Consider the following 10,500-nt stretch of genomic DNA (forward strand, 5'->3'; position numbering starts at 1 on the left):
TCGTCCACATCGACGTCGACAAACCGCCCGCCGCGTTGCATCTGGGCCCGCCGCGAGGGGATCGGGAGGTTATTCGCCGCCGCCGGGGAACGCCGAACTGACCGGCCACACGTCGAGCATCTCGTTCCACTGCGCCGCGGTCACCGCGGCCTCGGTCAGAGCGGTCACCGCGAAGGCGCGATCCTCGCTGCTCGCGGCCTGTTCGAGCACCGCACGCCAGGCCACGGCGGCGTCCTTCTCCATCCGGACCGCCAGCCCGGCGGCCTCGGCCGGATCGGTGACCTCGTCGGGAACCCGATAACCGGCGGCGGGCAGCGGTGGGGTCACCCCGCGTCCGTCGAGCATGGCGATCGCGGCCTCCCGGCGGGTCCGGTGTTCGGCCATCGCCGTGGCGATCAGGGCGTTCTCCTCGAAGCTGGAATGCGCCGACACCAGCCCGTAGCCGTAGATGATGCCGTGCTCGACGGCCACCGCGTCGAACAGCGCCGCATCGGCGGGATTCGACGGGCGGGCCGGGTCGGACGAGGGTTCGGTCGAGGTCACCGCGCACCGCCGAGCAGCACCGAGTAGGCGGTCGTACACGATGCGGCGATCGACCCGAGCAGGCCGGCGCGGTAACCCGAGAACCGGGCCGCCAGGTCGGTGGCGCCCTCGGCGGATTGCCGCAGCGCATCGACGACATCGTCGACCGACGGCCCCGGGGCGGCCTGGCCCGGGTTTGCCGCGGACGGGGATGTGGTCGTGCTGGTGGCCGATGCCGGCGTGTCGCCGGTGATCCGGGTCAGCTCGTCGGCCAGCGCCTGGGCGTGTGCCGAACGTTCGTCGGCGACGGTGCCCAGGGCCCGGGCCTGGGCCGCCCGCGGCGGTTGGGCGGCGGCGGCCTCCGCGGCCAGCGCGCTGTCGGCCCTGGCGCGGTCGAGCTGGGTGGTCAGGTCGGTGACTTCGGCGGCGGGGGGTGATTCGCCGCAGGCGGCGGCGGTCGCACCCAGCAGGGCCACGGCCCCGATCGAGAACAGCGCGCGCCGCCGGCTGAAGGTCGTGAGGGCGCTCGGCACGTGAATATCCTGCCATTGCCCCGCCGGCGACCCGTCGCGGTGGCGAGGTTCGGTGGACCGGCCCGGCGACATTCGCTGCACCCCTGACCCGGATTGACGCTTGCTGCGGCTGCCCTGGCGTATCGTGGATAGTCGATTCCAGGGGGCCCTGTCAGGGGTTCGCCGGGGAATCGTGCCGGACAACTCAAGATGAGGAGCTCGCCGTGGCACCCGATCCTAAGTTGCCGTCTGCGGATCTACCGTCGCAGAAGCAGGTGGTCGAGCTACTTGACGGCGAGTTCGCGCGCGCCGGTTACGAAATCGACGATGTGGTGATCGACGCCGCTGCCCGCCCGCCGCGCATCACGGTGGTGGCCGACGGCGATGCGGGCCTTGATCTCGATTCGATCGCGCGGCTGTCGCGGACCGCGTCGGAGCTGCTCGACCAGCAGAGCGGCGACACGCCGTATGTGCTCGAGGTCACCTCACCCGGGGTCGACCGGCCACTGACCACCGAGAAGCACTTCCGCAGGGCCCGAGGCCGCAAGGCCGAATTGACCCTCACCGACGGGACCGCGCTGACCGCCCGGCTGGGGGCGACCGACGGACAGGGCGTGCAGGTGGTGGTGCCGGACGGGCCTCGGGACTTCGCGGTGCGCCGGATTGACCTTGCTGAAATCTCCAAAGCTGTTGTCCAAGTGGAGTTCTCACCTCCCAATCGACGTGAACTGGAACTTGCCGGAGAGACTGGGAAGGGGGAGCGGGCATGAATATCGACATGGCGGCACTGCATGCCATCGAGGCCGATAAGGGCATCTCGGTCGACGTGGTCGTGGAGACCATCAAATCGGCGCTGCTGACGGCGTACCGCCACACCGAGGGCCACGAACCCGATGCGCACATCGACATCGACCGAAAGACCGGTGTGGTGAAGGTGATTGCCAGGCAGACCGATGCCGATGGCAACGTCATCCACGAATGGGACGACACACCAGAAGGTTTCGGGCGGATCGCGGCCACCACCGCACGCCAGGTGATTCTGCAGCGGCTGCGGGACGCGGAGAACGAGAAGAACTACGGCGAGTTCTCGGCCAGGGAGGGCGATATCGCGGCCGGGGTGATCCAGCGTGACGCCAGGGCCAACGCCCGCGGGCTGGTCGTGGTGCGGATGGGCAGCGAGACCAAGGGCTCGGAGGGCGTGATCCCGAGCGCCGAGCAGGTGCCGGGGGAGCGCTACGAGCACGGTGACCGGCTGCGCTGCTACGTCGTGGGCGTCACCCGCGGCGCCCGCGAGCCGCTGATCACGCTGTCGCGAACGCACCCCAACCTGGTGCGCAAACTGTTCTCGCTGGAGGTTCCCGAGATCGCCGACGGCTCGGTGGAGATCGTGGCGGTGGCCCGCGAGGCCGGGCACCGGTCCAAGATCGCCGTGATGTCGCGGGTACCCGGCCTCAACGCCAAGGGCGCGTGCATCGGCCCGATGGGGCAGCGGGTGCGCAATGTGATGAGCGAACTGTCGGGCGAGAAGATCGACATCATCGACTTCGACGAGGACCCGGCCCGCTTCGTGGCCAACGCGTTGTCGCCGGCCAAGGTGGTGTCGGTGTCGGTGATCGACGAGGCCGGCCGCGCGGCGCGCGTGGTGGTGCCCGACTTCCAGCTGTCGCTCGCGATCGGCAAGGAAGGGCAAAACGCCAGGTTGGCGGCCCGGCTGACCGGTTGGCGGATCGATATCCGCAGCGATGCCGATCCCGCGGCGAAGCCCGAACCCGAGCACGACACCCGGCACGGGGCGGTGCACGACTGACCGCGGCGACCGGCGTTTCAAACCACAAGGCATGGGGCGGTAGACTCAGCCGTGATCCAGCGCGAGACTCCGGCTTCGACGCGTCGACGCAGCCCCGACACCCCTGTCGGTCCGGTGCGGACATGTGTCGGGTGCCGGAAGCGAGAGTTGGCCGCCGAACTGCTTCGCGTGGTCGCAGTGGCCGACGGGAACGGCACGCACGCCGTCACCGTTGACCCAGCGGCACGTCTGCCCGGGCGAGGTGCTTGGTTGCATCTCGACCGGCAGTGCGCAGAACTGGCAGTGCGGCGGCGGGCGTTCGTCCGAGCGTTGCGGATCACCGGTGCACCGGACACCTCCGCGGTGATCGAGTACGTCGAGCAGTTCGAGGAACCCGACCACCCCGGTCAAGAGAACAGGTAGCGAAGAACATGAGCACACCGTGAAGCCCCGATGACCATGCGTCATAGCTAAACCCGAGGCGCGGCGCCTACCACCGCTGTCGCCTCCAGACGAGGAGATGTAGTGGCAGGTAAGGCCCGTGTACACGAGTTGGCCAAGGAACTCGGTGTCACAAGCAAGGAACTCTTAGCAACGCTCAAGGAGCAGGGCGAGTTCGTCAAATCGGCGTCGTCCACCGTGGAGGCGCCGGTCGCGCGCCGGCTGCGCGAAACGTTCGGCAGCAAATCCGGCGGCGGTAAAGCCGATGACAAACCCCGACCCCAGGGCAGCGCCGGCAACGGTGCGGGCAATGGGGCAGGCGCGTCGGCGCCCAAGCCCGGTGGTCCCAAGCCGGCGACGGCCGCCCGGCCGGGTCCGGCCCCCAAGCCCGCCCCGGCAGCCGAATCGGCGCCGTCGGCGCCGGTGAAGCCGGCCGCTCCCAAGCCGGTGGCCCCGCAGCCGCCGGCCGAGCCTGCCGCCCCCGCGGCATCCGCGTCGGCGCCCGCGCCGGCCCCGGCCCCGGCGCCGCGTCCGACCCCGGGCGCGACCCCCGGCCCGCGGCCAGGTCCGGCTCCCAAGCCCGCACCCCGTGCGCCTCGGGTCGGCAACAATCCGTTCTCGTCGCAGCAGCCGGTCGAGCGGCCCATCCCGCGGCCCCAGGCGCGCCCTGGCGCCCCGCGTCCCGGTGGCGGTCCGCGTCCCTCACCCGGCAATATGCCGCCGCGTCCGGCGGGCGGTGCGCCCGGCCGTGGCGGACCCCGTCCCGGTCCGCGCCCCGGTGGTGGCCCCCGCCCGGGCGGCCAGGGAGGTCGTCCCGGTGGTGGCGGCGGTAACTACCGCGGCGGCGGTGGCGGTGCCCCGGCCGGTGGTGGCGGCGGTTTTCGCGGTCGTCCCGGCGGCGGCGGTGGCCGTCCCGGCCAGCGCGGTGGTGCGGCGGGCGCCTTCGGTCGTCCCGGCGGTGCGCCCAAGCGAGGCCGTAAGTCGAAGCGGCAGAAGCGCCAGGAATACGACTCGATGCAGGCGCCGGTCGTCGGTGGCGTGCGGTTGCCGCACGGCAACGGCGAGACGATCAGGTTGGCGCGCGGTGCTTCATTGAGCGACTTCGCCGAGAAGATCGACGCCAACCCGGCCTCGCTGGTGCAGGCGCTGTTCAACCTCGGCGAGATGGTTACCGCCACCCAGTCGGTGGGCGACGAGACCCTCGAGCTGCTGGGCAGCGAGATGAACTACGTCGTGCAGGTCGTGTCCCCCGAGGACGAGGACCGCGAACTGCTGGAGTCCTTCGACCTCACCTATGGCGAGGACGAGGGCGGCGAGGAGGATCTGCAGTCCCGCCCGCCGGTGGTCACCGTCATGGGTCACGTCGACCACGGCAAGACCCGCCTGCTGGACACCATCCGCAAGGCCAACGTCCGCGAGGGCGAGGCCGGTGGCATCACCCAGCACATCGGTGCCTACCAGGTGGAGGTCGACCTCGACAGCAACGTCCGGCCGATCACCTTCATCGACACCCCGGGTCACGAGGCGTTCACCGCCATGCGTGCCCGCGGTGCGAAGGCCACCGACATCGCGATCCTGGTGGTCGCCGCGGATGACGGCGTGATGCCGCAGACGGTCGAGGCGATCAACCACGCGCAGGCCGCCGAGGTGCCGATCGTGGTGGCGGTCAACAAGATCGACAAGGAGGGCGCCGACCCGGCCAAGATCCGCGGGCAGCTCACCGAGTACGGCCTGGTTGCCGAGGACTTCGGTGGCGACACCATGTTCGTCGACATCTCGGCGCGCGAGAACATCAACATCGAGCAGTTGCTCGAGGCGGTGTTGCTGACCGCCGACGCCGCGCTGGACCTGCGGGCCAACCCGGATATGGAGGCCCAGGGTGTGGCGATCGAGGCGCACCTGGACCGTGGCCGCGGCCCGGTGGCCACCGTGCTGATCCAGCGCGGCACCCTGCGGGTCGGCGACTCGATCGTGGCCGGCGACGCTTACGGGCGCGTCCGCAGAATGGTCGACGAGCACGGCGACGACGTCGAGGAGGCGTTGCCGTCGCGGCCCGTGCAGGTGGTCGGCTTCACCTCGGTGCCCGGCGCCGGTGACAACCTGCTGGTCGTCGACGAGGATCGGATCGCCCGCCAGATCGCCGACCGGCGCAACGCCCGCAAGCGCAACGCCCTGGCCGCGCGCAGCCGTAAGCGGATCAGCCTGGAAGACCTGGATTCGGCGCTCAAGGAAACCAGCCAGCTGAACCTGATCCTCAAGGGCGACAACTCGGGCACCGTCGAGGCGCTGGAGGAGGCCCTGATGGGCATCCAGGTCGACGACGAGGTGGAGCTGCGGGTCATCGACCGCGGTGTCGGTGGCGTCACCGAGACCAACGTCAACCTGGCGTCGGCCTCGGACGCGATCATCATCGGCTTCAACGTCCGTGCCGAGGGCAAGGCGACCGAGCTGGCCAACCGCGAGGGTGTGGAGATCCGCTACTACTCGGTGATCTACCAGGCCATCGACGATATCGAGAAGGCCCTCAAGGGCATGCTCAAGCCGGTCTACGAGGAGAAGGAACTCGGCCGCGCCGAGATCCGCGCCATCTTCCGGTCGTCGAAGGTCGGCAACATCGCCGGTTGCCTGGTGCAGTCCGGGATCATGCGGCGTAACGCCAAGGCCCGGCTGCTGCGCGACAACGTGGTGGTGGCGCAGAACCTCACGGTGTCCTCGCTCAAGCGTGAGAAGGACGACGCCACCGAGGTCCGCGAGGGCTACGAGTGCGGTTTGACGCTGACCTACTCCGATATCAAGGAAGGCGACATCATCGAGACGTACGAGCTGGTGGAAAAAGAGCGTGTCTAGGCGCGGGGACCGGTAATGGCGGACCCTGCACGCGCGAAGCGTCTCGCCAAGCGGATCTCGACCATCGTCGCCTCGGCCATCGAGTACGAGATCAAGGATCCGCGGCTGGCCGGGGTGACGATCACCGATGCGAAAGTATCGGGTGACCTGCACGACGCCACGCTGTACTACACCGTGCTCGGGGCGTCGCTGGACGACGATCCGGACTATCCGGGCGCGGCCGCCGCGCTGGAGAAGGCCAAGGGTGTGTTGCGCACCAAGGTGGGCGCCGGGACCGGGGTGCGGTTCACCCCGACCCTGGCGTTCGTCCGCGACACCGTGCCCGATGCGGCGCACCGGATGGAGGAGCTGCTGGCCCGCGCGCGGGCCGCGGACGAGGATCTGGCGCGGGTTCGGGAGGGTGCCACCCACGCCGGTGACGCCGACCCGTACCGTGTGACCGGGGCGGAGGACACGAACGGGCCTGCCGACGGGGCAGACGCAGAGGACGACGGTGACGACCGAACTCGTGACGACCGATTCGATGACTGACATCGCTGCCCCCGGTGTGCGCGTCGACGCGCACCGGGCGGTCGAGCTGCTGTCGGCGGCGACGGCGATCACCGTGGTGTGCCATGTGTATCCCGACGCCGACACCATCGGCGCGGGGCTGGCGCTCGCACAGGTGCTCGAAGGCGTCGGCAAGAGCGTCGAGGTGGCCTTCGCCGCCCCGGCGAAACTTCCCGAATCGTTGCAGTCGCTGCCCGGCGGACACCTGCTGGTATCGCCCGAAGTCGTCCGTGACGACGCTGATCTTGTTGTGACGGTGGACATTCCGAGCGTCAACCGACTCGGTGCGCTGCGCGGCCTCGCCGAGCACGATCGTGAGGTGCTGGTCATCGACCATCACGCCTCCAACCACCTGTTCGGTACCGCCAACTACGTCGACCCGTCGGCGGATTCGACCACCATGCTGGTGGCCGAGATCCTCGACGCGTGGGGCAAGCCGATCGACCGCGAGGTGGCGCACTGCCTGTACGCGGGCCTGACCACCGACACCGGATCGTTCCGCTGGGCCACCGCGAGGGCGCACCGGCTGGCGGCCCGGCTCGTCGAGCTGGGCGTCGATAACGCCTCGATCAGCCGGGCGCTGCTCGACACCCACCCGTTCGCCTGGCTGCCGATGCTGTCGCGGGTGCTGTCCTCGGCGCAGCTCTACCCGGAGGCCGTCGACGGTCGCGGCCTGGTCTACGTCGTCGTCTCGCATTCGGAATGGTCGGGTGCCCGGCCCGAGGAGGTCGAGAGCATCGTCGACATCGTCCGCACCACCCAGCAGGCCGAGGTCGCCGTGGTGTTCAAGGAGATCGAGCCCGAGCACTGGTCGGTGTCGATGCGGGCCAAGTCGATCGACCTGGCCAAGATCGCGACGTCGTTCGGCGGCGGCGGGCACCGCCTCGCCGCGGGCTACTCGGCGACCGGGCCCGCCCACGATGTGGTGACGGCGCTGCGGGCCGCTCTTGGTTGAGCCGGAAGGCGACCTGCCCGTCGCTGCCGTGACGAGCCGCCGGATCGCCGCCCTGGCGCTGCCCGCGTTGGGTGTGCTCGCGGCCGAACCCCTCTACCTGCTCTTCGACATCGCGATCGTCGGGCGGCTGGGTGCCCTCAGCCTCGCCGGTCTCGCGGTCGGCGGGCTGATCCTGAGCCTGGTCAGCTCGCAGCTGACCTTCCTGTCCTACGGCACCACCGCGCGCTCGGCACGGTTCTACGGTGCCGGCGACCGCGCCACCGCCGTCGGCGAGGGCGTTCAGGCCACCTGGCTCGCGGTGGCGCTCGGCGCGGTGATCGTGGCGGTCGTGCAGGCCGCGGCGGTACCCCTGCTGGCGGTGATCTCCGGTGGTGGCGACATCGCCGCGACGGCGCTGCCGTGGCTGCGGATCGCAATCCTTGGCGCCCCGGCGATCCTGATCTCACTGGCGGGCAACGGGTGGATGCGTGGGGTGCAGGACACCGTGCGACCGCTGCGTTATGTGGTCACCGGATTCGCGGTGTCGGCCGTGCTGTGCCCGCTGCTGGTCTACGGCTGGCTCGGGCTGCCGCGGCTGGAACTGGCGGGCTCGGCGGTGGCCAACCTGGTCGGCCAGTGGTTGGCGGCGGCGCTGTTCTGCTGGGCGTTGCTGTCCGAGCGGGTGCCGCTGCGGATACATCCGTCGGTGTTGCGCGCCCAGCTGGTGATGGGCCGGGACCTGCTCCTGCGCACCATGGCATTTCAGGCCTGTTTCGTCTCGGCCGGCGCGGTGGCGGCCCGGTTCGGGGCCGCCGCGGTCGCCGCCCACCAGGTGGTGCTGCAACTGTGGAGTTTCCTCGCCCTGGTGCTGGATTCGCTGGCCATCGCTGCGCAGTCGCTGGTGGGTGCGGCACTGGGCGCCGGGGAGCTGGCCCACGCCAAAGCGGTGGCATGGCGGGTGACCCTGTTCTCCACCCTGGCCGGCGTCGTGCTGGCGGTGGTGTTCGCGGTCGGATCCTCGGTCCTGCCACCGGTGTTCACCGACGACGAGTCGGTGCTGGCCGCGATCGGGGTGCCGTGGTGGTTCCTGGTGGCCCAATTACCGGTCGCCGGAATCGTTTTCGCCCTCGACGGGGTGTTGCTCGGTGCCGGCGACGCCAAGTTCATGCGCAATGCGACGCTGGCCAGCGCATTGACCGGATTCCTGCCGCTGATCTGGTTGTCGCTGGTCTTCGGCTGGGGCCTGCTCGGAATCTGGTCGGGCCTGACCACATTCATGGTGCTGCGGCTGGCGTTCGTGGGCTGGCGCGCGTTCTCCGGGCGCTGGCTCGTGGCCGGCACGGGCTGAGTAGGCACCGCGACCGACCGTGTCCGTACGCGACACGCCGGTTTTCTCCGTACCTGAGCGGTCGCTCGCGGGGCTGACGGGTCACCCGCGGTGGCCGCTGACCACCCAGACGGCCTGCTTGCCGCTACCGCGGCCGGTCACGGATACGTCGTCAAAGCCGGCGCCGCGGCACAACGACGCAAACGATTCGGCCTGCTCCCCGGTCCAGCCGTGGCTGGCCAGTCCGGTCGCCCCGTCCGGTGACTGCCGCTCGATCGCGATCAGCCGCCCACCCGCCACCAGCACCCGGTGCGCCTCGGCGACCGCGGCGTCGACATCGCGCCAGTGGTGCACGGTGGCCAGCGCCCACACCACGGTGGCCGACCCGTCAGGCACCGGCAGGGCTTCGGCGGTGCCCTCGCTCCAGACGGCGGCCGCGCGCCTCGGGGTGACGGCCCGGGCGACCCGGAGCATGGCCGACGACGGGTCGACCCCGGTCACCCTTGCGCCCCTACCGGCGGCGATACGGGCCGCGGTACCGGGGCCGCAGCCGATGTCCACGACATGGTCCGCGGACGAAACCTGCGCGATATCGGCTGCCATCCTGGCCTTGGCCCGTCCGACGACCAGGAACATGAGGCCGAACAGCACGCCGGGGATGCCCGCGAAGCCCGGGTGGTCGGCGTGGTGATTGATCGCACGTCCGGGGCTCATGGGTAGACCTTGCCGGTTCAACCCGGGTTGAAGTCAAATGGCGGCATGGAGCTGATTCCGATCGGGGACGCCGCGGCACGGTTAGAGATGAGCGCATCGGCCCTGCGCTATTACGACGAGCGTGGTCTGGTGCGCCCGCTGCTGCGCCGGGCCGGCCGGCGCATGTACGGCCGCCAGGAACTGCGCAGGCTGGCGTTGCTCAAGATCGTGCACCGCCTTGGGCTGCCGCTGGACACCGCGGCCGCGGTACTCGACGCGCCCGGCGATCAGTGGCGCGAGGAGGTTCGCGACCAGATCGCCGAACTGGACCGCGTCATCGCACAGGCACAAGGTGCCAAGCGGTTTCTCACCCACGCGCTGAACTGCCCGGCCGACCACCCGGCCCGCGACTGCACGATCATGACCGGTTCGCTGGACCGCCTGGTCGACGGGATGAGCGTCGAGGAACTCACCGCCGAACCGGACGAGAACGGTTGAGCCGCAACCGGATCAGTCGGCGGAGCTGGAGCTGCCCAGCAGATCGCGCACCCGGTTGGCCACCCGGATGAACTCGGGTCGTTCCATCGTGTCGGCGTAGTCCCGCTCGGCGGGCAGGTCGACGTCCAGGGTCTCGATGATCCGGCCGGGCCGCGGGCTCATCACCACGACCCGGTTGGCCAGGTAGACCGCCTCCGCCACCGAGTGCGTCACCAACACCACGGTGGTGCCGGTCTCGCGCCAGATGCGGTGCAACTCGACGTTCATCTTCTCCCGGGTCAGCGCGTCGAGGGCGCCGAACGGCTCGTCCATCAGCAGCACGCCCGGCTCGTGCAGCAGCGCGCGGCACAGTGAAACGCGTTGTTGCATACCGCCGGACAGCTCATGGGGC

Annotated in this window: 12 protein-coding genes; 8 read left to right on the forward strand and 4 right to left on the reverse strand. The window is 70.3% G+C overall.

Going from position 1 to position 10,500, the window contains the following annotated elements:
• Positions 1-69: 69 nt before the first annotated feature.
• Positions 70-543 (reverse strand): ferritin-like domain-containing protein, encoded by a 474-nt coding sequence (locus tag ACWDTP_RS33845; RefSeq protein ID WP_450027593.1) that lies wholly within the window; start codon positions 541-543, stop codon positions 70-72.
• Positions 540-1,055, reverse strand: a complete 516-nt coding sequence (locus ACWDTP_RS33850; RefSeq protein WP_450027594.1) for a hypothetical protein — start codon at positions 1,053-1,055, stop codon at positions 540-542. The genes ACWDTP_RS33845 and ACWDTP_RS33850 overlap by 4 nt, the downstream gene beginning before the upstream one ends.
• A 203-nt stretch (positions 1,056-1,258) precedes the next feature.
• Between ACWDTP_RS33850 and rimP the strand changes: the two genes are divergently transcribed.
• The 7 genes from rimP to ACWDTP_RS33885 all read left to right on the forward strand — a co-directional run bounded on the left by rimP (position 1,259) and on the right by ACWDTP_RS33885 (position 8,939).
• On the forward strand, positions 1,259-1,804 hold the full coding sequence (gene rimP / locus ACWDTP_RS33855) for a ribosome maturation factor RimP (protein WP_450027595.1): 546 nt from the start codon (positions 1,259-1,261) through the stop codon (positions 1,802-1,804).
• Entirely contained in the window at positions 1,801-2,841 is a 1,041-nt protein-coding gene (nusA, locus tag ACWDTP_RS33860) for a transcription termination factor NusA (protein WP_450027596.1), read from the forward strand. Before rimP ends, nusA begins: the two co-directional genes overlap by 4 nt.
• 177 nt (positions 2,842-3,018) lie before the next feature.
• Entirely contained in the window at positions 3,019-3,243 is a 225-nt protein-coding gene (locus tag ACWDTP_RS33865) for a YlxR family protein (RefSeq protein ID WP_450027603.1), read from the forward strand.
• A 102-nt stretch (positions 3,244-3,345) separates the two neighbouring features.
• Positions 3,346-6,108 carry a translation initiation factor IF-2 gene (infB, locus tag ACWDTP_RS33870; protein WP_450027597.1) on the forward strand — a complete coding sequence of 921 codons (2,763 nt, stop codon included), beginning with the start codon at positions 3,346-3,348 and terminating at the stop codon, positions 6,106-6,108.
• A gap of 15 nt (positions 6,109-6,123) precedes the next feature.
• Complete coding sequence (gene rbfA / locus ACWDTP_RS33875) at positions 6,124-6,639, forward strand: 30S ribosome-binding factor RbfA (RefSeq protein ID WP_450027598.1); 516 nt, start codon at positions 6,124-6,126, stop codon at positions 6,637-6,639.
• Positions 6,632-7,612, forward strand: coding sequence for a DHH family phosphoesterase (locus tag ACWDTP_RS33880; RefSeq protein ID WP_450027599.1), 981 nt, complete (start codon positions 6,632-6,634; stop codon positions 7,610-7,612). The genes rbfA and ACWDTP_RS33880 overlap by 8 nt, the downstream gene beginning before the upstream one ends.
• A gap of 13 nt (positions 7,613-7,625) precedes the next feature.
• Positions 7,626-8,939 carry an MATE family efflux transporter gene (locus tag ACWDTP_RS33885; RefSeq protein ID WP_450027604.1) on the forward strand — a complete coding sequence of 438 codons (1,314 nt, stop codon included), beginning with the start codon at positions 7,626-7,628 and terminating at the stop codon, positions 8,937-8,939.
• An 81-nt stretch (positions 8,940-9,020) separates the two neighbouring features.
• On the opposite strand, the gene ACWDTP_RS33890 is transcribed toward ACWDTP_RS33885, so the two are convergent.
• Entirely contained in the window at positions 9,021-9,632 is a 612-nt protein-coding gene (locus tag ACWDTP_RS33890) for a class I SAM-dependent methyltransferase (protein WP_450027600.1), read from the reverse strand.
• A 45-nt stretch (positions 9,633-9,677) separates the two neighbouring features.
• Here ACWDTP_RS33890 and ACWDTP_RS33895 point away from each other — a divergent pair, with 45 nt between their 5' ends.
• Positions 9,678-10,109 carry a MerR family transcriptional regulator gene (locus tag ACWDTP_RS33895; RefSeq protein ID WP_450027601.1) on the forward strand — a complete coding sequence of 144 codons (432 nt, stop codon included), beginning with the start codon at positions 9,678-9,680 and terminating at the stop codon, positions 10,107-10,109.
• Between the two features lie 12 nt (positions 10,110-10,121).
• Here ACWDTP_RS33895 and ACWDTP_RS33900 read toward each other — a convergent pair.
• Positions 10,122-10,500: ABC transporter ATP-binding protein (locus ACWDTP_RS33900; RefSeq protein WP_450027602.1), on the reverse strand; the 379-nt coding region annotated here is incomplete at its 5' end.

It is taken from the genome of Mycobacterium sp. NPDC003449 (genome assembly GCF_053588415.1).